The organism is Streptomyces abyssalis (assembly GCF_001751365.1).
In the GTDB taxonomy this organism is placed as follows: domain Bacteria; phylum Actinomycetota; class Actinomycetes; order Streptomycetales; family Streptomycetaceae; genus Streptomyces; species Streptomyces abyssalis.
Window position 1 is genome coordinate 1,014,485 of the sequence record NZ_LJGT01000038.1, and the last position, 20,099, is coordinate 1,034,583.

The 20,099-nt window shown below is 73.1% G+C and carries 20 protein-coding genes; 14 read left to right on the forward strand and 6 right to left on the reverse strand.

What is annotated here, in order from left to right:
• Nucleotides 1–4: 4 nt before the first annotated feature.
• Both AN215_RS11720 and AN215_RS11725 read right to left on the reverse strand, forming a co-directional pair.
• Entirely contained in the window at nt 5–1,687 is a 1,683-nt protein-coding gene (locus AN215_RS11720; protein ID WP_070009065.1) for an FAD-binding oxidoreductase, read from the reverse strand.
• A 171-nt stretch (nt 1,688–1,858) separates the two neighbouring features.
• Nucleotides 1,859–2,392 (reverse strand): Lrp/AsnC family transcriptional regulator, encoded by a 534-nt coding sequence (locus AN215_RS11725; RefSeq protein ID WP_070009066.1) that lies wholly within the window; start codon nt 2,390–2,392, stop codon nt 1,859–1,861.
• Between the two features lie 348 nt (nt 2,393–2,740).
• Here AN215_RS11725 and pdhA point away from each other — a divergent pair, with 348 nt between their 5' ends.
• The 9 genes from pdhA (at nt 2,741) to AN215_RS11770 (ending at nt 12,648) form a co-directional block, all read left to right on the forward strand.
• Complete coding sequence (pdhA, locus tag AN215_RS11730; protein ID WP_070009502.1) at nt 2,741–3,949, forward strand: pyruvate dehydrogenase (acetyl-transferring) E1 component subunit alpha; 1,209 nt, start codon at nt 2,741–2,743, stop codon at nt 3,947–3,949.
• Nucleotides 3,946–5,049, forward strand: a complete 1,104-nt coding sequence (locus tag AN215_RS11735) for an alpha-ketoacid dehydrogenase subunit beta (RefSeq protein ID WP_070009067.1) — start codon at nt 3,946–3,948, stop codon at nt 5,047–5,049. Before pdhA ends, AN215_RS11735 begins: the two co-directional genes overlap by 4 nt.
• Complete coding sequence (locus AN215_RS11740; protein WP_070009068.1) at nt 5,049–6,527, forward strand: dihydrolipoamide acetyltransferase family protein; 1,479 nt, start codon at nt 5,049–5,051, stop codon at nt 6,525–6,527. The genes AN215_RS11735 and AN215_RS11740 overlap by 1 nt, the downstream gene beginning before the upstream one ends.
• 3 nt (nt 6,528–6,530) lie before the next feature.
• Nucleotides 6,531–7,535, forward strand: a complete 1,005-nt coding sequence (locus tag AN215_RS29155) for a DUF6457 domain-containing protein (RefSeq protein WP_070009069.1) — start codon at nt 6,531–6,533, stop codon at nt 7,533–7,535.
• Nucleotides 7,532–9,076 (forward strand): molybdopterin molybdotransferase MoeA, encoded by a 1,545-nt coding sequence (locus AN215_RS11750; RefSeq protein WP_070031150.1) that lies wholly within the window; start codon nt 7,532–7,534, stop codon nt 9,074–9,076. The genes AN215_RS29155 and AN215_RS11750 overlap by 4 nt, the downstream gene beginning before the upstream one ends.
• A complete protein-coding gene (locus AN215_RS11755; RefSeq protein WP_079122906.1) occupies nt 9,061–10,257 on the forward strand; it encodes a potassium channel family protein in 1,197 nt (398 codons plus the stop codon). The genes AN215_RS11750 and AN215_RS11755 overlap by 16 nt, the downstream gene beginning before the upstream one ends.
• 289 nt (nt 10,258–10,546) lie before the next feature.
• Nucleotides 10,547–11,524: an NAD(P)H-quinone oxidoreductase gene (locus tag AN215_RS11760; RefSeq protein WP_070009503.1), complete on the forward strand. Its 978-nt coding sequence runs from the start codon at nt 10,547–10,549 to the stop codon at nt 11,522–11,524.
• Between the two features lie 115 nt (nt 11,525–11,639).
• Complete coding sequence (locus AN215_RS11765) at nt 11,640–11,945, forward strand: hypothetical protein (RefSeq protein ID WP_070009070.1); 306 nt, start codon at nt 11,640–11,642, stop codon at nt 11,943–11,945.
• A gap of 130 nt (nt 11,946–12,075) precedes the next feature.
• The gene (locus AN215_RS11770; RefSeq protein WP_070009071.1) at nt 12,076–12,648 is read left to right on the forward strand and encodes a bacterial proteasome activator family protein; all 573 of its coding nucleotides are present in this window, start codon (nt 12,076–12,078) and stop codon (nt 12,646–12,648) included.
• 77 nt (nt 12,649–12,725) lie between these two features.
• Here the strand turns inward: AN215_RS11770 and AN215_RS11775 are convergent, their stop codons facing one another.
• The 3 genes from AN215_RS11775 to AN215_RS11785 are packed head-to-tail and all read right to left on the reverse strand — an operon-like array spanning nt 12,726 to nt 15,578.
• Nucleotides 12,726–13,544: a TrmH family RNA methyltransferase gene (locus AN215_RS11775; RefSeq protein WP_070009072.1), complete on the reverse strand. Its 819-nt coding sequence runs from the start codon at nt 13,542–13,544 to the stop codon at nt 12,726–12,728.
• 4 nt (nt 13,545–13,548) lie between these two features.
• Nucleotides 13,549–14,982, reverse strand: a complete 1,434-nt coding sequence (locus tag AN215_RS11780) for an HTTM domain-containing protein (protein ID WP_070009073.1) — start codon at nt 14,980–14,982, stop codon at nt 13,549–13,551.
• Nucleotides 14,979–15,578 carry a DUF5819 family protein gene (locus AN215_RS11785; RefSeq protein ID WP_245694402.1) on the reverse strand — a complete coding sequence of 200 codons (600 nt, stop codon included), beginning with the start codon at nt 15,576–15,578 and terminating at the stop codon, nt 14,979–14,981. Before AN215_RS11785 ends, AN215_RS11780 begins: the two co-directional genes overlap by 4 nt.
• 351 nt (nt 15,579–15,929) lie before the next feature.
• Here AN215_RS11785 and paaA point away from each other — a divergent pair, with 351 nt between their 5' ends.
• From paaA to AN215_RS11810, 5 genes are all read left to right on the forward strand, one after another.
• Entirely contained in the window at nt 15,930–16,955 is a 1,026-nt protein-coding gene (gene paaA, locus AN215_RS11790) for a 1,2-phenylacetyl-CoA epoxidase subunit PaaA (protein ID WP_079122907.1), read from the forward strand.
• Nucleotides 16,955–17,242: a 1,2-phenylacetyl-CoA epoxidase subunit PaaB gene (gene paaB, locus AN215_RS11795; protein WP_055484808.1), complete on the forward strand. Its 288-nt coding sequence runs from the start codon at nt 16,955–16,957 to the stop codon at nt 17,240–17,242. Before paaA ends, paaB begins: the two co-directional genes overlap by 1 nt.
• Nucleotides 17,239–17,988: a 1,2-phenylacetyl-CoA epoxidase subunit PaaC gene (gene paaC, locus AN215_RS11800; protein WP_070009074.1), complete on the forward strand. Its 750-nt coding sequence runs from the start codon at nt 17,239–17,241 to the stop codon at nt 17,986–17,988. Before paaB ends, paaC begins: the two co-directional genes overlap by 4 nt.
• Nucleotides 17,989–18,050: 62 nt before the next feature.
• Complete coding sequence (gene paaD / locus AN215_RS11805; RefSeq protein ID WP_107374364.1) at nt 18,051–18,539, forward strand: 1,2-phenylacetyl-CoA epoxidase subunit PaaD; 489 nt, start codon at nt 18,051–18,053, stop codon at nt 18,537–18,539.
• A gap of 7 nt (nt 18,540–18,546) precedes the next feature.
• Nucleotides 18,547–19,635 (forward strand): 2Fe-2S iron-sulfur cluster-binding protein, encoded by a 1,089-nt coding sequence (locus AN215_RS11810; RefSeq protein ID WP_070009075.1) that lies wholly within the window; start codon nt 18,547–18,549, stop codon nt 19,633–19,635.
• A 112-nt stretch (nt 19,636–19,747) separates the two neighbouring features.
• Here AN215_RS11810 and AN215_RS11815 read toward each other — a convergent pair whose 3' ends face one another.
• The gene (locus AN215_RS11815; protein ID WP_070009076.1) at nt 19,748–20,089 is read right to left on the reverse strand and encodes a rhodanese-like domain-containing protein; all 342 of its coding nucleotides are present in this window, start codon (nt 20,087–20,089) and stop codon (nt 19,748–19,750) included.
• Between the last annotated feature and the right edge of the window lie 10 nt (nt 20,090–20,099).

Consider the following 20,099-nt stretch of genomic DNA (forward strand, 5'->3'; position numbering starts at 1 on the left):
CGCCTCAGCCTGCTCCGGGCGACCCGGAGCCGAGGAGGACTCCCGGATTGAGGATGCCCCTCGGGTCGAGGGCCGACTTGGCGGCCCGCAGGGCGAGGGCGAACGGCTCGGGGCGCTGCCGGTCGTAGCCGGGCCGGTGGTCCCTGCCGACGGCGTGATGGTGGGTGACGGTGGCTCCGTGCCTGCCGAGCGTCTCCATGGCCGCGCTCTTGATCTCGTCCCACATGGCCACCTCCCGGCCGCGTCGTCCGGCCGCGATCACCGTGAAGTACGGGGCGGGCCCGTCCGGATACACGTGTGTCAGGCGGCAGTTGACCAGCCCGGGGCTGCCGGTGATCTCCTTCACCGCTGCCGCGGTCCCGGTGCGGACCGCCTCGTACAGACCGGCGAACCGGTCCCAGGTGCACGCCGTCTCGAAGGTCTCCGTGATCGCGCTCATCCGCGCCAGCCCGTCCCGCAGATACGGCATGCGTACGAACGCGGACCGCCAGGCGTCGACGGCGTCGTCACGGGCCGCGGGGCCGCCGTCACCGTCACCGCCGCCCGGGGCGGAGGCGGAGGCGGGAACACGCCCGCCGTGGTCGGCGGCGAGAGCGCACAGCTCCGCCAGCCGCCCGTCCACCGGGTGGTGCGCGGATTCCACGCCCAGCACCAGCACGCTGTCCCCGCCCTGCGCCGCGCCCGCGAGAGCGGCCTCGCCCGGGTCGAGCAGCCTGCAGTTGGCCGGGTGGAGTCCGGACTGCGAGATCGCCCGTACGGCTTCCGCCGCGTCCGCGAAGTCCGCGAACAGCACGGCGGCGGAGGCCTTGTGCACGGGACGGTCCTGCAGCCGCATCCACGCCTCGGTGATCACGCCGAGGGTCCCCTCGGAGCCGAGGAAGAGCCGGTCGGGGGACGGACCCGCACCCGAACCGGGCAGGCGCCAGGACTCGGAGACGCCGGCGGGAGTCACCACGCGCATCGACTCGACGAAGTCGTCGATGTGGGTGTGCAGCGTCGCGTAGTGCCCTCCGGCGCGGGTGGCCAGCCAGCCGCCCAGCGTGGAGAACTCGAAGCTCTGCGGGAAATGCCTCAGCGTCAGGCCCCCGCCGTGGTCGCGCAGTTGCCGCTCCAGCGCCGGCCCGAGGACGCCCGCCTGGATGCGGGCCGCCCTGCTGGTCGTGTCCACCTCCAGCACCCGGTCCATCGCGGAGAGATCGAGCGAGAGGACTCCGGAGTGGTCGCCGCCGCGGTATTCGACGCCGCCGACCACCGAGCTGCCGCCGCCGTACGGGATCAGGGCGGCGTTCCGCGTGCCCGCCCAGTCGAGCAGATCCACCAGCTCCGCCTCGGTGCGCGGGAAGGCGACGAGATCGGGTGCGGCGGCCAGATCGCCGTGCAGGGCGCGGACGACGTCGCGGTACGCCTTGCCGTAGGTGTGGGCCGCACGGTCCGCCGTACCGTCCGAGACCAGGTGCGCGAGCGAGCCGGGGACCCGTATCCGCGGGGGCGCGAGAGTGAGGGCGGCGGCGTCCGGCACGGGCAGCGGTGCGGACGGCAGCCCGGGGATCATCGTGGCGAGAGCGGCGCACTCGCTGTCGGGCAGCGCCTGGTCCGTACGTCCCCAGCCCCACCAGGACCGGCCGGCCGCGGCCGTGCGGCCGGCCGGTGTGCTCCGCGTACTGCCCGGTGAATGCTCTGCGGCCATGGGGACCCTCCGCTCGCTCCGGCCGTTCGGCGGCCCGTCCGCGGACGGGCGGTCCCCGGCCGCACCGGAGTCACGGCGGTCCCGGCGGGCGCGCACGGTTACTGGAGGGTAATTTCGCTGGTGCGCCGGGCGCAAGATCCTGACCGCGGCGGCGGCTTCACGTATGCGGCCTCAGATCTCCGGCTCCAGATGGGTCTCCTCGAAGACGAGCAGGGTCCGCGTGCTGATCACCTCCGGGATCGACTGGATCCTCGTCAGCACGAGGTCACGCAGCGACCTGTTGTCGGCGGTGTGCACCAGCAGCAGCACGTCGAAGTCCCCGCTGACCAGCGCCATGTGCGTGGCCCCCGGCAGCCGCAGCAGCTTCTCGCGGACGCTGCGCCAGGAGTCCTGCACGATCTTGAGGGTGATGTACGCGGACGCGCCCTGCCCCGCCCGCTCCTCGTCGATGCGGGCACTGAAGCCCCGTATCACGCCGTCGTCCACCAGCCGGTTGATGCGGGCGTAGGCGTTGGCGCGGGAGATGTGGACCTGGTCCGCCAGCGCCCGTACGGACATCCGGCCGTCCGCGCGCAGCAGCCGCAGTATCTCCCTGTCGACGGGGTCCAGCGGGCGGGCGGGGGGCCGGCGGTCCAGAGCCTCCGCACCTTCCGGGCCCGGGCCCCCGGGTCCGCCGGCCGAATCGGCAATCTGTCCGTCCGGCATGCCCTGTGGCCTCCCCTGCTTGGACGTCTTGCCTCCATCGAACGCATGGTCGCTCAACTTGTCCACAGCCTGACCCCGCCTGTAGCCAAAATGTGCCGGCAACCGAACAATCGGTAGGGGAGCACGGCACCAACGCGCTTCCACGCCCATCGGGGCCTGTCCGGGTACCCGCTCCCCATGGCTCCGCGCCGGGGGGCCACCGGGACAGGCCCTGGAGCCCCACGACCGGCAACGGCACATCGACATCCCGGCCCGCAACCGGCCACGGCCCAGCGGCAACCCCGAGACAACCGCAGCCCTGGCAGTCCCACTGAGTCCTGACAGTCCCCACTGAGTGAGGTGCTCACCATGACCGTTCTCGAGCAGTCCGGTGCCTACCACCTCGCGCCGCCCCCGGCCTGGCGCCCCCGCCGCGACCCCGCTCCCCTGCTGCCCGACCGGGAGCCGCTGCGGCTGCTCGGCACCGGTGCGGAGCTGGACGGCGATCTGCTCCACGAGCTGTACGGACACCTGGTGCGCGGCCGCCGGTTCAACGAGCAGGCCACGGCGCTGACCAAGCAGGGCCGCCTCGCCGTCTATCCGTCCTCCACGGGCCAGGAGGCCGCAGAGGTCGCGGCGGCGCTGGCCCTGCGCGAGCAGGACTGGCTCTTCCCCAGCTACCGGGACACCCTCGCGGCCGTCGCCCGCGGCCTCGACCCCGTCGCCGTGCTGTCGCTGCTGCGCGGCGACTGGCACAGCGGCTACGACTCGCGCGCGAGCCGAGTCGCCCCCCTCAGCACCCCGCTGGCCACCCAGCTGCCGCACGCGGTGGGGCTGGCGCACGCGGCACGCCTCAAGGGGGACGACGTGGTGGCGCTCGCGATGGTGGGCGACGGCGGCACCAGCGAGGGCGACTTCCACGAGGCGCTCAACTTCGCCGCCGTGTGGCAGGCCCCCGTCGTCTTCCTCGTGCAGAACAACGGCTTCGCGATCTCCGTACCGCTGGCGAAACAGACCGCGGCGCCGTCCCTCGCGCACAAGGCGGTGGGTTACGGAATGCCGGGCCGGCTCGTCGACGGCAACGACGCGGCGGCCATGCACCTCGTGCTCACGGACGCCGTCGAACGGGCCCGCAGGGGCGAGGGCCCATGCCTGGTCGAGGCGGTGACGTACCGCCTCGAAGCGCACACCAACGCCGACGACGCCACCCGCTACCGGGAGGCCGCCGAGGTGGACGCCTGGCGCGAGCACGACCCGCTCGTGCTGATGGAGCGGGAGCTGCGCACGCGCGGGCTCCTCGACGACGAGGGAGCGCGGGAGGCACGCGAGGAGGCGGAGCGGATGGCGGGTGACCTGCGTGAGCGCATGCACCAGGAGCCGGACCTGCATCCGATGGACCTCTTCGACCACGTCTTCGCCCACAGGACCGCGCAGTTGCACCAGCAGGCCGAGCGGCTGCGCGCGGAGCTCGAGGCCGCCGAGGCGGAGGGGACCCCGGCGGCCGCAGAGCGGCACGGAGGCACCCGGCTGCACACGGACACCCGGCAGCACACGGACGAGCAGGGGGGCCGGAAATGAGCACAGCGACGGGCACGTCGTTGCAGCCCGGTGCGCAGCCGGCCCGGGAGTCCGCGCGCAAGCCGTCCACGATGGCGCAGGCCCTCAACCGGGCGCTGCGCGACGCCCTGGCCGCCGACCCGGACGTGCATGTCTTCGGTGAGGACGTCGGCACGCTCGGCGGCGTCTTCCGCGTGACGGACGGTCTGGCGGCGGAGTTCGGCGAGAACCGCTGCACCGACACCCCGCTCGCCGAGGCCGGCATCCTCGGCACCGCGGTCGGCATGGCCATGTACGGCATGCGGCCCGTGGTCGAGATGCAGTTCGACGCCTTCGCCTACCCCGGGTTCGAGCAGCTCGTCTCGCACATCTCGCGGATGCGCAACCGCACGCGGGGCGCACTGCCGATGCCGCTGACGGTGCGGGTGCCCTACGGCGGAGGAATCGGCGGCGTCGAGCACCACAGCGACTCCTCCGAGGCGTACTACATGGCCACGCCCGGCCTCCACGTCGTCACTCCGGCCACCGTCGCCGACGCCTACGGGCTGCTGCGCCACAGCATCGCGAGCGACGACCCGGTGATCTTCCTGGAGCCCAAGCGGCTGTACTGGGGCAAGGACGACTGGTCTCCGGAGCAGCCGGACGAGGTGCCGGGGATCGGCCGCGCGGTGGTCCGCCGCCCGGGCACCTCGGCCACGCTGATCACCTACGGGCCTTCGCTGCCCGTCTGCATGGACGCCGCCGAGGCGGCGGCCCGTGACGAGGGCCTGGAGCTGGAGGTCGTCGACCTGCGGTCGCTCGTGCCGTTCGACGAGGAGACGGTCGTGGCGTCCGTACGGCGCACGGGCCGGGCCGTCGTCGTGCACGAGTCGACGGGCTTCGCCGGTCCGGGCGCGGAGGTGGCGGCACGCGTCAGCGAGCGCTGCTTCCATCACCTGGAGGCGCCGGTGCTGCGCGTCGCGGGCTTCGACATCCCGTATCCGCCGCCGATGCTGGAGCAGCATCATCTGCCGGACGTGGACCGGGTGCTGGACGCGGTCGCACGGCTCCAGTGGGAGAGCGAATGGCGTGCCGGCGAGGCGGCGGGAGATGCCGGGCGCGCCGGGGGAGGGGATCGCTGATGGCCTCCGTGCGGGAGTTCACGCTTCCCGACCTGGGAGAAGGGCTGACGGAGGCGACCGTCGTGCGGTGGCTGGTGGCCGTCGGCGACGTCGTGGCGGTGGACCAGTCCGTCGTCGAGGTCGAGACGGCCAAGGCGCTCGTGGACGTTCCCTGCCCGTACGGCGGAGTGGTCACCGCGCGCTACGGGGGGGAGGGCGCGGAGATCCCGGTCGGCGCTCCGCTGCTGACGGTGGCCGTGGGTGCGTCGCAGGAGGAAACGCAGCAGGAACCGCAGCAGGACGCGCCGCCTGCCGCCGCTGCGCGTACGGAAGCGTCCGCCGCCCAGGACGAGAACGTGCACGCGGACGCGGAGCTCGTGCACGCAGAGGCTGAAAGCTCCGGAAACGTCCTGGTCGGTTACGGCACAGGAGCCCCGGCAGGCCGCCGTCGACGTTCCCGCCCCGTCGACGGATTCCGCCCGCCGGCGGCCGCGGCCTCTGCTCCGCCGCCCGCTCCAAGAGCGGCGGAGCAGGGCCCGGTCGCCGTCATCTCACCGCTCGTCCGGCGCATCGCCCGCGAGCACGACCTGGATCTGCGCGGAATCACCGGCACCGGCCCCGACGGGCTGATCCTGCGCGCGGACGTCGAGCGCGCGGCGGGCACCCGCGAAGCGACCGGGCAGACCGCGCCGGCGTCGGCGCCCCTGCCCGAGGCGCTGCCCGCGACGCAGCCCGTGACACAGCAGGCGACGCAGCCGGCGGCACAGCAGGCAGCCCCGGCGGCTACGGACCCGGGCACGGCCACGCGCGTTCCGCTGACCGGTTTCCGCGGCACCGTCGCCGACAAGCTCTCGCGCAGCCGCCGCGAGATCCCCGACGCCACCTGCTGGGTCGACGCCGACGCGACCGAACTCCTCGCCGCCCGCCGGGCGATGAACTCCCCCGCCGGGACCGGCGAAGCGTCAAAGGTCTCGCTGCTGGCGCTGCTCGCCCGCATCTGCACGGCCGCGCTCGCCCGCTTCCCGGACCTCAACGCGACCGTCGACACCGAGGCCCGGGAGATCGTGCGCCGGTCCGAGGTGCATCTCGGGTTCGCCGCGCAGACCCCCCGGGGGCTCGTCGTCCCGGTGGTGCGGGACGCGCACACCATGAACGCGGTCCGGCTCGGCGAGGAGATCGCGCGGCTGACCGAGTCGGCGCGGAACGGCGAACTCACGCCGGGCGACATGACCGGCGGCACCTTCACGCTCAACAACTACGGCGTCTTCGGTGTCGACGGCTCGATCCCGATCATCAACCACCCCGAGGCCGCGATGCTCGGCGTCGGCCGCATCGCCGAGAAGCCGTGGGTGCACCAGGGGGAGCTGGCGGTGCGCCACGTCGTGCAGTTGTCCTTCACCTTCGACCACAGGGTGTGCGACGGCGGTACGGCGGGCGGATTCCTGCGCCATGTCGCGGACTGCGTGGAACAGCCGGCGGTGCTCCTCCGTACGCTCTAGTGCGTGACACCTGACGCACACGCGTACACGCACGACGCCGTCGTCCTCGCGGGCGGCGGCGCCAGGCGCCTCGGCGGCACGGACAAACCGTCGCTGACCGTCGGTGCCCGCACCCTCCTCGACCGGGTGCTGTCCGCGTGCGCCGACGCGTCCACGACGGTCGTCGTCGGCCCGCGCAGGCCCACGTACCGGCCGGTGTCGTGGGTGCGCGAGGACCCGCCGGGCGGCGGGCCGCTGACGGCCCTCGACGCCGGGCTGCGATCGGTCACGGGCGGGACGGTGCTCGTCCTCTCCGCCGATCTGCCCTTCCTGCGGCCGGAAACCGTACATGCGCTGCTGGCGGCGGTCGGCGTGGCACCGCTCGGGAACGGGCGTACTCCTGCGGACACGAGTGCGGGCGCGGACACGGGTACGGGGACGAGCGCGGGCGCGGACACGGGGACGGACGCGGGCCCGGCCGCGAGCGACAGCGGGGACGGCACCGAGGGCGCGCTGGTGAACGACGGCCGTGACCAGCCGCTGCTCGCCGCCTACCGCACCGAATCGCTCCGCCGCGAACTGGCCCTGCTGCGCACCGAATACGGAAGCCTCACCGGTCTCCCCTTGCGGCTGCTCCTTCCTGAGCTGAGACTTCGTCGCATCGATATCGCCGTCGGCCGCAGGCCGGCCACATCGGACGCCCTCGACTGCGACACCTGGGAAGACGTCGCCGCCGCCAGGGCCCGTATCAGGGAGCATGACACCGTGCTGGACGAATGGATGGCCGCAGCCAAGGCCGAACTCGGCATCGAAACCGACGTCGACACCGCCGCACTCCTCGACCTGGCACGCGACGCCGCGCACGGCGTCGCCCGCCCCGCCGCACCGCTGACCACGTTCCTCGTGGGTTACGCCGCCGCCCGGCGCGGCGGCACCGCCGAGGACATCGCGGAGACGGTGGACAAGGCCGCCCGGCTCGCGGCGCGTTGGGCCGAGGAGAGCGAAGAGGAGCAGGGCGAAGGTCGATGAGCGGCGCCGACGAACTCGACGAGGCCATCGCGCTGGCGAACGAGGACGCCTGGGGACGCCCACGGCCCAAGGCCGGGGGAGCGCACCGCGGGGGCCCGGGTGCCGGTGGGACGCCGCGGCCCCGCGCCGACGGCGGGACAACCGGCGGGAGCACCGGCGGGCGCGGGCGGGACGGCGACCACGGCAGCGGCCACCGCCCCGCCCGTACGACGCGGGACGACGGCCAGGCCGGCGCCGGGCCCGAGGCAGGCGCCCAGGCCCGTGACCGCTCCCGTACCGCCCGGGCCCATGCCCACGACGTCCCCTGGCCCGATGCCCGCACCTACGCCGCACGGGCCGCCGCTCCTCTCCCCTCCCTGGCGCTCCCCCTCGACCAGGCCCTGCACCACACCCTCGACGCCCCGCTCGACGCGCTCACCGACCTGCCGTCCTTCGACACCTCCGCGATGGACGGCTGGGCCGTCGCGGGCCCCGGCCCCTGGACGCTGGCCGAGGACGCCACTGGCACCGGCATCCTCGCCGGCGCGCGGTCAGAGCCCCGTCCGCTCCCGGACGGCCGGGCCGTCCGCATCGCGACCGGCGCCCGCATCCCGCCCGGTGCGAACGCGGTGCTGCGCTCCGAGTACGGCGAGACAGACGGCAGCCGGCTGCGCACCACGCGGCGGCCCCAGCCCGGTACGGACATCCGGCCCCGCGGCCAGGAGTGCCGTTCCGGGGACCGGCTGCTGCCCGCCGGCACACCCGTCACTCCGGCCGTGCTCGGTCTCGCCGCCGCCGCGGGCTACGACAGGCTGACCGTCACCAGGCGCCCCCGCGCGGAAGTCCTCGTACTGGGCGACGAGTTGCTGCACCGCGGCGTGCCGCACGAGGGACGCATCCGCGACGCACTCGGCCCGGCGGTCGCTCCCTGGTTGTCGGAGCTCGGCGCGGACGTGATCGTCACGAGGCGCCTCGGGGACGACGCGGAAGCGCTCCACGAGGCCGTCGCCACGACCACCGCGGACCTCCTCGTCACCACGGGCGGCACGGCCCGCGGCCCCGTCGACCATCTGCGTCCCACGCTCGCCCGGCTCGGCGCGCGGCTCCTCATCGAGGGCGTACGCGTACGCCCCGGGCACCCCATGCTGCTGGCCCGCCTGCCGCGGCGCGGGGAGGCCGGCACGGAGGCCGGCAGTACCGAGAGCGGCGGCACCGAGGGCGGCGGAGGCCCGTTCCTGGTCGGCCTCCCCGGGAATCCGCTCGCGGCCCTTTCCGGGCTGGCGACGCTCGCCGACCCGCTGATCCGCACGCTCGGCGACCGGCCGCCTCGTCCGGAGCTGTACGCCCGCATCACCGACGACGTACAGGGGCATCCCCGCGACACACGGCTGGTGCCGGTCGACCACTCGCCCTCGCCCTCACGGGCGCGTCCCCTCCACTACAACGGCCCCGCGATGCTCCGCGGCATCGCCACCGCCACCGCCCTCGCCGTCGTACCGCCGGGCGGCGCCCCGTCCGGCACAGAAGTGCAGATGCTGCCGCTCCCATGGGTCGCCCGGTGAAAGGAACATCCCAGGTGAGCGACCGGTACCGGATTCTGCTGCCGCGTTCCGAGGTCAGCCCTCAGCGCCAGGTCGGGCAGCGACTCCTCGCGGCGCTCACGGTGCTCGCGACGACCGTCCTGATCGTCTACCTCGACCGCGGGGGCTACAACGACAACGGCGATCCCGGCGGCGAGGTCTCCTTCCTCGACGCCGTCTACTACACGACCGTCACCCTCTCGACCACCGGCTACGGGGACATCGCGCCCGCGAGCGACAGCGCCCGCATCGCGAACATCCTGCTCGTCACGCCACTACGCATCCTCTTCCTGATCATCCTCATCGGCACCACCCTCGAAGCGCTCACCGACCGCACGAGGGAGCAGTGGCGCCTGTCCCGCTGGAGGTCCCAGTTGCGCGACCACACCGTCGTCGTCGGCTTCGGCACGAAGGGCCGCTCGGCGGCACAGACCCTGCTGTCCACCGGCGTGCGCCGGGACCGGATAGTGGTCATCGACCCGAGTCACCACGTGGCGAAGGCCGCGAGCGACGAGGGCTATGTGAGCGTCGCCGGCGACGCCACCCGCAGCGATGTGCTGTCGCGCGCCGAGGTCAGGCGCGCCAAGCAGATCGTCATCGCGACGCAGCGCGACGACACGGCGGTGCTGGTCACGCTGACCGCACGCCAGCTCAACCGGCGCCTCAAGATCGTCGCCGCGGTGCGGGAGGAGGAGAACGTACCGCTGCTGCGCCAGTCCGGGGCGGACTCCGTGATCACGAGCGCCAGCGCCGCCGGCCGGCTCCTCGGACTCTCCGTGCTCAGCCCGAACGCCAGCTCCGTGATGGAGGACCTCATCCAGCAGGGCTCGGGACTCAGCCTCACGGAGCGGCCCGTGACCAAGGCCGAGACCGGGCGCCCGCCACGCGAGTGCAAGGACCTGGTGGTCACCGTCGTACGGGGCCACCGGCTGCTCGGATACGACGATCCGCAAGCGGACCCGCTCCAGTCCACCGACCGCATCGTGGTGATCCAGCGGGCGCCGGCAGCGCCCCCGGCGGACCCGCACCTCGGCAGCACCGACCCCACCCATGGGGGCACCCCCCCTGCCGCAGGCAGTGCGGGAAGTTCCGGCCCCGGCGGGGACTCCGGCGGTCCCGGCGTCGTGGGCTTCTGGCGCAACGAACGCGGGGAAGGCCGCTGACGATCAGCCGGCAAGCGCGCCCGCCGAGTTGGGACGCGGGCCGCCGCACCCGCGAGGAAACGGCGTAAGCCGGGGCCTGCGAGAGGCCGCGCCCGCACGGGAGTTGGGAAGTCCGTCCGGCGCCGGGAGAACCCCGGGCGTACCGGCAGGACCCGGACCGAGCCGTGCGGGACGGTGCCGCACCCGCGAGTCCCCCAGAGGCTGCAACTCCCTGAGTGACGGTCCCCAGGGGAGCCAGGGGAGCGGCCCCGGGAGTAGCGTCGGCCGCATGGGTACGTCCAACTCCACGATGCACGCGGTCACCATCCCCGAACCAGGAGGCCCCGAGGCCCTCGTCTGGGCCGAGGTCCCCGTCCCCGAACCCGGCGAGGGCGAGGTGCTCGTCGAGGTCGCGGCGAGCGCGGTCAACCGCGCCGACATCCTCCAGCGTCAGGGCTTCTACGATCCGCCGCCCGGCGCCTCCCCCTATCCCGGCCTCGAATGCTCCGGCCGGATCTCGGCGCTGGGCCCGGGCGTGAACACCTGGGCCGTCGGCGACGAGGTCTGCGCCCTGCTGGGCGGCGGCGGCTACGCCGAGCAGGTCGCCGTCCCGACCGGCCAACTGCTGCCCGTACCGGAGGGCATCGACATCCGGACCGCCGCGTCGCTTCCCGAAGTGACCAGCACGATCTGGTCGAACGTCTTCATGGTCGCCCACCTCCGTCCCGGCGAGACGCTGCTCGTGCACGGCGGCGGCAGCGGCATCGGCACCATGGCGATCCAGCTGGCGAAGGCGGTCGGCGCACGGGTCGCGGTCACCGCCGGCAGCAAGGAGAAGCTGGAGCGCTGCGCCGAACTGGGCGCCGACATCCTGATCAACTACCGCGACCAGGACTTCGTCGAGGAGGTGCGCGCGGGGACGGACGGCCAGGGTGCCGACGTGATCCTCGACATCATCGGCGCCAAGTACCTGGAGCAGAACATCAAGGCGCTCGCCGTCAACGGCCGTCTGGCCATCATCGGCCTCCAGGGCGGACGGAAGGGCGAGTTGAACCTCGGCGCCCTGCTCGCCAAGCGGGCCGCGGTGACGGCGACTTCGCTGCGTGCCCGGCCCGCCGCGGAGAAGACCGCGATCGTCGCGGCCGTACGCGAACACGTGTGGCCGCTGGTCTCCGACGGCCGGGTACGCCCGGTGGTGGACAGCACCGTCCCCATGAGCCGTGCCACGGACGCACACAGGGCCATGGAGGAGAGCACCCACGTGGGGAAGATCCTTCTCACTCCGTAGCGCACGAACGGGCGGACGGACACGTCCGCACAGAGACCCTTCCGGATGCCGGGTTTGTCCAATTATGTAACGCTGATTGCATTGTTGGACGATCCTTGACGGGAGGGTCTCTGCCGTGCGGCTCAGACGCCACACCCCCACCCGCACCCCCGCGAGCATCCCCACTCACAGCCGTACGCTCCGTGCGACCGCCGGGCTGCCCTGTGCCGCCCTGCTGCTGGCCGCGACGCTCACCGGAGCGGCACCCGCCCAGGATCAGCACAGGGACGGGGAGCGGAGCGCCGCCGTGGCGAGCGAGAACCGCCCCCCGCCCACGGCCGCCGCCACCGGCGAGGTCTCACCTGTGCTCCCGCTGGGCGCCGGCATGACGCTGATCGGGCTGGGACTCGCCCTGACCGCCGTCGGGTTGAGGCGCCCCTGACACCACCGGGACGCCGGTACGGGCGTTCGCCGCCGCGTGGTGCCCGCCCGCCCGGACCGGACCCTGCCTGACGGAGCCCCGGGGGGAACGCGGCGAACACGCGACGGGGGCATGCGTGCAGAATGGGGTCATGACACAGCCGAGCAACGAACGGCCAAAGGAGAACCAGCACGTACTGGTCGTCGGACCGGACGGCATGGCGCTCGGCAGCGCCGACTCCAGGGCCGGTGGCGAGGACGGCGACGAGCAGACCGAGGTCCCCGTCACGGAGATGGTCGAGCAGCCCGCGAAGGTCATGCGCATCGGCAGCATGATCAAGCAGCTGCTCGAAGAGGTGAAGTCGGCACCGCTGGACGAGGCGAGCCGGGTGCGGCTCAAGGAGATCCACACCAGCTCGATCAAGGAGCTGGAGGACGGTCTCGCGCCGGAGCTGATCGAGGAGCTGGAACGGCTCTCGCTGCCGTTCACCGAGGACACGGTCCCGACCGACGCGGAACTGCGCATCGCGCAGGCGCAGCTCGTGGGCTGGCTCGAAGGGCTCTTCCACGGCATCCAGACGGCGCTCTTCGCCCAGCAGATGGCGGCGCGCGCGCAGCTCGAGCAGATGCGCAGGGCGCTGCCTCCAGGGACGCTCCCCGAGGACGGCACGCTCGGCGACGAGGAGCCGGGGCGCCCGGCCCGCTCGGGCGGCCCGTACCTGTAGGCGGCGCGGGGGCGGCGCACACCGCCCGTGCGGCGGCGGGGTGGCCCGTGCGGCGGGCGGACCCTCCGGGCGCTCAGCTACGCGGGCGTGCCCCGGCCGGGCCCGCCGGGTGCCGGGGCCCGTCCCGCCATCCAGTGGTAGAGGGTCATCGCGACGCTGGTGGCGAGGTTGTAGCTGGAGACCTGCGGCTGCATCGGCAGGGCCACCAGGTGGTCGGCGCGCTCACGCAGCGCCTCCGACAGGCCGTGCCGCTCGGAGCCGAACGCCACGAGCGCGTCGTCGGGCAGTTCGAGACCCCGCAGATCACGGCCGTCCGGGTCGAGTGCGTAGAGCGGCCCCGGCGGAAGAGCTGACGGCTCGCAACGGCGTACGGCCGTCGCGAAGTGAAGTCCCGCGCTCGCCCTGACCACATTGGGATGCCAGGGGTCGACGGTGCCGGTGGTGAGGACGCCCGCGGCGCCCGCTCCGGCGGCGAGCCGGATGACAGCGCCCACGTTGCCCAGATGACGGGGATTGTCGAGCACGACCACGGGCGATGTACGGTCGTCCGCGACCCGGCCGCCGCCGCGTACCGCGAGCGCGGCGACACCGGTGGGATGGGGGCGGGGCACCAGCCCGCGCAGCGCACCCGGGGGCACCTCCCGCAGCAGGCCGTCCAGCGTCCGGGTCAGATCGGGGGCGAGCCCGTCCGCGAGTTCGAGCGCCGCGGCGCGGTCCTCCGTCAGCGCGAGAGGGATCCGCGCCCCGAAGCGCAGGGCGTGCTTGAGGGCGTGGAAGCCGTCCAGCAGCACGCAGTCCTCCGCCAGCCCGCGCCACTGCCGCAGCAGCGGCGCCGGGTGGGCGCCGCTGCCGTCCGGGGCGTCAGCGGCCACCCCCGGGTACTCACCGCCGGTCATGGCGTCAGCGTACGGACACCCCGTCGCCGCTGCGCTGCTGAGGGACCGGGGAGGCGGCGGAGGCACCGTCGCCGTCGCCTGCTCCGCCCTCATCCGGGCCGCCGGCGGGATGCGGCCGGTGTCCACGGCCGGGGCGGAGCCGCGCGAACACCCGCTCCCAGCCTCCCCGGAGGCGGTCTCCGAACCACAGGAGCGCGACGGTCGGCAGGAAGACGGCGTCGGCCGCGATCATGGCCATCGAGAAGAAGGGCAGCCCGAGCAGCACCGCGATGCCCAGATGCTCCGCGATCATCGCGGCGAGCAGCGCGTTCTTGATGTTCCTGTTGAACAGCGTGAACGGGAAGGCCACTTGGACCGCGACCGTTCCGTACGTCATCAGCAGGATCAGCAGGCCGCTGCCTGCCAGGAAGGAGCTGACCTCGGGCCACGGGGAGAAGTAGTCCAGGTTCATCGGGTAGTAGACGGCGGTGCCGTCCTGCCACCGCGAGCCCTGGATCTTGTACCAGCCGGCCGTCGCGTATATCAGGCAGACCTCGACGACGATGACCACGAGCGCCGCGTTGTGAACGAGGTTGGCCAGCATGTCGCACACGGCTCGCAGATCGCCGCGCGGCGTGTGGCGCCCGGCCAGCCACCACACGGCCTGCGCGGCCCACAGCGCCCAGAAGAACAGGCCCCAGCCGATGCTGAGCCCGCCGCCGACGGTCGAACCGAGCATGATCGCGCCGAGGACGCTCCACAGGACGACGCCCGTCACGTCCCGGGGCGGTGACGCGTGGCCGGCCGAGGGGCCAGCGGCGGCCGCCGCCTTCCTGCGCCGCCTCCGTGCGTCGAGGGACCAGACCTCGGCACAGCGGGTGAGCACCAAGTACATCGCCATGAGGTGGATGACGTTGTCGCCGCCGTCTCCCATGAAGACGCTGCGGTTCTGCAGGCTCAGCACGCCGACCATGTAGACCACGGAGGCGGTGCGGGTGCGCCAGCCGAGGATCACGGCGAGGCTCGCGGCGAGCGACAGCGCGTAGACGAGCTCGAACCACACGGCGCTGCCGGACCACATCAGCACGGTGAACGCCTGGTTGGAGTCGATCAGCCGCTCCGCGAGCTGCCAGCTCCAGGGGCCGTCGGGCCCGTACAGCTCGTGGCGGTGGGGGAACTCGCGCAGGAGGAAGAGGAACCAGGTGAGCGCGAAGCCGATCCGCACGACCGCAGTCTGGTACGGGGCGATCGCCTCGGCGGTGACGCGGGCGAGTCCGCGGGCGAAGAAGCCTTCATGTGCCGGGTCCGCGGCGGACGGGGATGCCGGCCCGGACTCCGCTGCGGGCGCGGAGGCCTGCGCGGGCACGGACGCCTGTGCACGGGCGGAACCTTCGGAGGCGTGCGGGGCGTGCGCGGCGGGAGGGGTGCCGTCGTCCTGGGGGCGCTGCTGTTCGGTCACTTGTCCCAGCCCCCCGGAATGTCGGCGCTGCCGACCTGCCACCAGGGCTGCACCTGGTACTCGGTCTTGGCGTCCGACTTCTCGTCGCTCCACGAGGGCGGCTTGACCGGTGTCGTGGCGGAGCGGACCTGGATGCGCTCGACCGTGCCTCCGTTGAGTTCACGGCCGAAGCGCAGCATCACTATTCGCTTGATGTACGTCTCCGACAGCTCGCCGCGCAGTCCGATGGCCTTGCCCTTCTCGTTGTGCGCGCCGCGGTAGAACTCCCAGCCGCGGCGGAGTTCGTTCTGCTGTACGTGGCTGGGGGCGATGTTGTGGTCGATGGCCTCGCCGTCCATCCGGGAGAGGTTGACCCAGCCCGTCGTCTCCGAACTGCCGTCGTCCTTGGCCACGCGGGCGCGCGCGTGGACGTGGATGTTCTGCTGGAGGGGGTTCGGCGCGAAGAGCTTCCAGTTCTGTTCGAACTCCGGGTAGACGTAGTCGTCTATGCCCTCGCCGTGCTGCTTGCTGAGCGTGTTCGACGGTGCCACATGCAGGAAGACCATCCCCAGGTGGACGGCGACGGCGGCCACCAGGACAGCGGCGGATACCGCCACTGCCAGCCGCCAGGGGCGCGGCAGCCCCGCGAATCCCGGACCTCGCTCCCCCGGTCCGGGCGGACCCTCCCCCTCGGCCCGTGAGGGCTTGGGCGTACCCCCTGCCTCAGCCCATGAGGGCCTGGGGGAACCCCCGGCCTCCCGCGGCGGCTCGGCCCGCGATCCGGCCGGCGGCGCCTGCTGCTCTTGTGGCTCCATGCCCTCCCCTGCTCCCCACGTCAGTCGGTCGGTCAGCCGATACGACCTCAGACATTATTCGAGCCTTGACACCCTGTGGGGCCCCGGCCCACCATTGAACCGAACGATCGGTCGGTTGGGAGTGCGGCTGCGGCCGCCGGCAAGGGGGTCGGCATGACATCGGTGCTGCTCGGCGAGGGCACGCAGGGCTCCGCGGAGCCGGTGGAGTCCGTCGCGGCCTTCGACAGCGCGATCGCCGCGGACGAGCGGATCGAGCCGCGCGACTGGATGCCGGACGACTACCGCAGGACGCTCGTACGGCAGATGGCGCAGCACGCGCACTCCGAGATCATCGGCATGCAGCCCGAGGCGAACTGGATCACGCGTGCGCCCTCCCTGCGCCGCAAGGCGATCCTCATGGCCAAGGTGCAGGACGAGGCGGGCCACGGCCTGTATCTCTACAGCGCCGCGGAGACGCTGGGCACGAGCCGCGAGGAGCTGCTCGACAAGCTGCACTCGGGCCGCCAGAAATACTCATCGATCTTCAACTACCCGACGCTGACCTGGGCCGACGTCGGCGCGATCGGCTGGCTCGTGGACGGCGCGGCCATCACCAACCAGGTGCCGCTGTGCCGCTGCTCCTACGGTCCGTACGCGCGGGCGATGATCCGCATCTGCAAGGAGGAGTCCTTCCACCAGAGGCAGGGCTTCGAGCTGCTGCTGGCACTCAGCCGCGGCACGGAGGCACAGCACGCCATGGCGCAGGACTCGGTGGACCGCTGGTGGTGGCCCTCGCTGATGATGTTCGGGCCGCCCGACGACGAGTCCTCGCACAGCGCCCGCTCCATGGAGTGGAAGATCAAGCGCCATTCGAACGACGAGCTCCGCCAGCGCTTCGTCGACATCTGCGTGCCGCAGGCCGAGGCGCTCGGCCTCACCCTCCCCGACCCCGGGCTGCGGTGGAACGAGTCGCGGGGCCACTGGGACTTCGGCCCGATCGACTGGGAGGAGTTCAAACAGGTGCTGCAGGGCAACGGGCCGTGCAACGAGGAGCGGATAACCCGCCGCCGCCAGGCCCACGAGGACGGTGCCTGGGTGCGTGACGCGGCGGCCGCGTATGCGGCGAAGCACGCGGCCCGCGGCCGCGGCAAGGTTCAGGAGCGGACGGAGACCGCGGTGGACACGGCGGTGAGCGCCTGATGAGCGGCACGGACTGGCCCCTGTGGGAGGTGTTCGTGCGCAGCAGGCGCGGCCTGTCGCACACGCACGCCGGCAGCCTGCACGCCCCCGACGCCGAGATGGCGCTGCGCAACGCACGCGATCTCTACACGCGCCGCTCCGAGGGCGTTTCCGTGTGGGTCGTGCCCTCCCACGAGATCACGGCTTCCTCGCCGGACGAGAAGGACCCGTTCTTCGGGCCCGCCGCCGACAAGCCGTACCGCCACCCGACGTTCTATGAGGTGCCGGAAGGGGTGCGGAACCTGTGACGGGCTCCGAGGGGCTCTCGGCGCGCAGCGCAGCCGCACTCTCCGACCCGCTGCTCCCGCTGGCGGACGACTCCCTCGTGCTCTCCCACCGGCTGGGGGAGTGGGCCGGGCACGCACCCGTTCTGGAGGAGGAGCTGGCCCTGGCCAACATCGCCCTCGACCTCCTCGGCCAGGCCCGCGCCCTCTACGCCGAGCTGGGCGAGGAGGACGAGCTGGCCTTCCTCCGTGAGGAACGGGCTTTCCGCAACTGCCAGTTGGCCGAGCAGCCCGGCGGCGACTTCGCGCACACGATGGTCCGCCAGCTCTACTTCTCCGCCTGGCAGGAGCTGCTGTACGCACAGCTCGCCGAGCTCGGGCAGCCGCTGGCGGCGAAGGCGGTCAAGGAGTCCGAATACCACCGCGACCACGCCGAGCACTGGACGCTGCGTCTCGGCGACGGCACGGAGGAGAGCCACGCCCGCGCCCAGCGGGCGGCGGACTCCCTGTGGCGCTTCACGGGCGAGCTCTTCGAGCCGATCGCAGGCCCCGGGCCCGTCGGCGAGGTCGACTGGGACGCCCTGCGCACGGGCTGGACGGAGCGCATCACCCGTACGTTCGAGCGGGCGACCCTGACCGTGCCGGAATCCCCCCAGGAGGGTGCGTGGAAGGCGGGAGCGGGCCGCCAGGGCATCCACACCGAGCCCTTCGGCCGGATGCTCGCCGAGATGCAGCACCTGCACCGCAGCCACCCGGGGGCGTCGTGGTGACGACCCCCGGCGGGGCCGCTGCCCGCGCGGACACGGGCGCAGCCGAGCGCCGGCAGCGCGACCTGGAGGCATGGGCCGGCTCCGTCCCCGACCCGGAGCTTCCCGTCATCACGCTCGCCGAGCTGGGCGTGCTGCGCCGCGTGCACGAGAGGTCGCCCCACGGCCCCGTCGAGGTCGAGCTGACGCCCACGTACACGGGCTGTCCCGCCGTCGAGTCGATGGCCACGGACATCGAGCGGGTGCTGCGTGAGCACGGCGTCCCCGAGGTCGCCGTCCGCGTCGTCCTCGCGCCGCCGTGGAGCACGGACGACATCTCGGACGAGGGCCGCCGCAAGCTCGCCGCGCACGGCATCGCGCCCCCGCGCGGCGGCCGGGCCGTCCCGGGTGCGGGTGAGGCGCACGGCCCCGTCCCGCTGACGCTCGCGATCCGCTGCCCGAACTGCGGCTCGACGGAGACGAGCCTGATCAGCCGCTTCTCGTCGACCGCGTGCAAGGCGCTGCGCCGCTGCGAGTCGTGCAGGGAGCCGTTCGACCACTTCAAGGAGGTGTGAGGGCGCCGTGAGCACCTTCCATCCGCTGCGCGTCACGGCTGTCGACAGCCTCACGGACGACTCCGTCGCCCTCACCTTCGCCGTGCCGCCCGAGCTGCGCCCCCTCTACGGATACTCGCCCGGCCAGCACATCGCGCTGCGCAGGCACCGCGCCGGTGCGGACACGCTCACCGCGAGCACGGAGGTGCGGCGCACGTACTCGCTCTGCGCCCCCGCCTGCGACGAGCCCGCGGAGCTGCGCATCGGCGTACGCGGCGTCGAGGGCGGCGACTTCTCGAGCTACGCGGTCAAGGAGCTGAGGCCCGGCGACACGGTCGACGTCCTGCCGCCCTCCGGCCGGTTCGTACTGGAGCCGCGGAAGGGCCGTTTCGCGGCGGTCGTCGGAGGCAGCGGCATCACCCCGGTGCTCTCCATCGCCGCCACGCTGCTCACGCGTGAGCCGGAGGCGCGCTTCTGCCTCGTACGGAGCGACAGGTCCACGGCGTCCACGATGTTCCTGGAGGAGGTCGCGGACCTGAAGGACCGCTTCCCCGACCGCTTCCAGCTCGTGACGGCCCTCTCCCGCGAGGAGCAGCAGAGCGGGCTGCCGAGCGGCCGTCTCGATGAGCAGCGGCTGAGCGGGCTGCTGCCCTCGCTGCTGTCCGTGCCGGACGTCGACGGCTGGTATCTGTGCGGGCCGCTCGGCCTGGTCGAGGAGGCTTCACGCGCCCTGCGCGGCCTCGGTGTGCCGCGCGGCCGCATCCATCAGGAGATCTTCCACGTCACGGAGGCACCCACGGCTCCGTCCGCGGCGCGGTCCGCGGCGGGAGGCGTCTCTCACAGCGCGTCCGTGACGGCCAACCTCGACGGCCGCTCGGGCTGCTGGCCGATGGACGACGGCGAATCCGTGCTGGAGACGGTCCTGCGCCACCGCGCGGACGCACCCTTCGCCTGCAAGGGCGGCGTCTGCGGCACCTGCCGGGTCCGCCTGCTCTCCGGCGAGGTGCGGATGGAGCGCAACTACGCGCTGGAGCCCGACGAGCTGGAGGCGGGCTATGTGCTGGCCTGCCAGTCCCACCCGGTGACCGAGGCCGTGGAAGTGGACTTCGACGGCTGAGGGCGGCCGTGCCCGGGAGGCACGGGGCGGACCGGAGCCCTGGGCGCCTGCCTGAGAGGCCCGCGCTGCAGCGGGCCGTCCCGGAGCAGCTTCAGCGGTCCGCCTCAGAGCCTCAGAGCACGTGCGCGCTGTCCGCGTCCGCCGTCAGCGGCCGTCCCGCTGCCTCCCAGGCGAGCATGCCGCCGTCGACGTTCACCGCGTCCACGCCCTGCTGCCGCAGATACTGCGTCACCTGCGCGGAGCGTCCGCCGACCCGGCAGAGCACGTAGATCCGCTCGTTCTCGCCGGCCCGCTCGGTCAACTCGCCCAGCCTGCCGACGAATTCGCTCATCGGAATGTGCAGTGCGCCCTCGGCGCGCCCGGCTTCCCACTCGTCGTCCTCGCGGACGTCGAGCAGCAGCGCGTCCTGCGGCACCGAGGCGACGTCGACCTGCGGCAACTGACCGAATTCCATGGCGAAACGC

Excerpts from the sequence above, each read along its gene's own strand:
- AN215_RS11720 (WP_070009065.1), bottom strand. The coding sequence starts at position 1,687 with ATGGCCGCAGAGCATTCACCGGGCAGTACGCGGAGCACACCGGCCGGC.
- AN215_RS11725 (WP_070009066.1), bottom strand. The coding sequence starts at position 2,392 with ATGCCGGACGGACAGATTGCCGATTCGGCCGGCGGACCCGGGGGCCCG.
- pdhA (WP_070009502.1), top strand. The coding sequence starts at position 2,741 with ATGACCGTTCTCGAGCAGTCCGGTGCCTACCACCTCGCGCCGCCCCCG.
- AN215_RS11735 (WP_070009067.1), top strand. The coding sequence starts at position 3,946 with ATGAGCACAGCGACGGGCACGTCGTTGCAGCCCGGTGCGCAGCCGGCC.
- AN215_RS11740 (WP_070009068.1), top strand. The coding sequence starts at position 5,049 with ATGGCCTCCGTGCGGGAGTTCACGCTTCCCGACCTGGGAGAAGGGCTG.
- AN215_RS11750 (WP_070031150.1), top strand. The coding sequence starts at position 7,532 with ATGAGCGGCGCCGACGAACTCGACGAGGCCATCGCGCTGGCGAACGAG.
- AN215_RS11755 (WP_079122906.1), top strand. The coding sequence starts at position 9,061 with ATGGGTCGCCCGGTGAAAGGAACATCCCAGGTGAGCGACCGGTACCGG.
- AN215_RS11760 (WP_070009503.1), top strand. The coding sequence starts at position 10,547 with ATGCACGCGGTCACCATCCCCGAACCAGGAGGCCCCGAGGCCCTCGTC.
- AN215_RS11770 (WP_070009071.1), top strand. The coding sequence starts at position 12,076 with ATGACACAGCCGAGCAACGAACGGCCAAAGGAGAACCAGCACGTACTG.
- AN215_RS11775 (WP_070009072.1), bottom strand. The coding sequence starts at position 13,544 with ATGACCGGCGGTGAGTACCCGGGGGTGGCCGCTGACGCCCCGGACGGC.
- paaA (WP_079122907.1), top strand. The coding sequence starts at position 15,930 with ATGACATCGGTGCTGCTCGGCGAGGGCACGCAGGGCTCCGCGGAGCCG.
- paaB (WP_055484808.1), top strand. The coding sequence starts at position 16,955 with ATGAGCGGCACGGACTGGCCCCTGTGGGAGGTGTTCGTGCGCAGCAGG.
- AN215_RS11815 (WP_070009076.1), bottom strand. The coding sequence starts at position 20,089 with ATGGAATTCGGTCAGTTGCCGCAGGTCGACGTCGCCTCGGTGCCGCAG.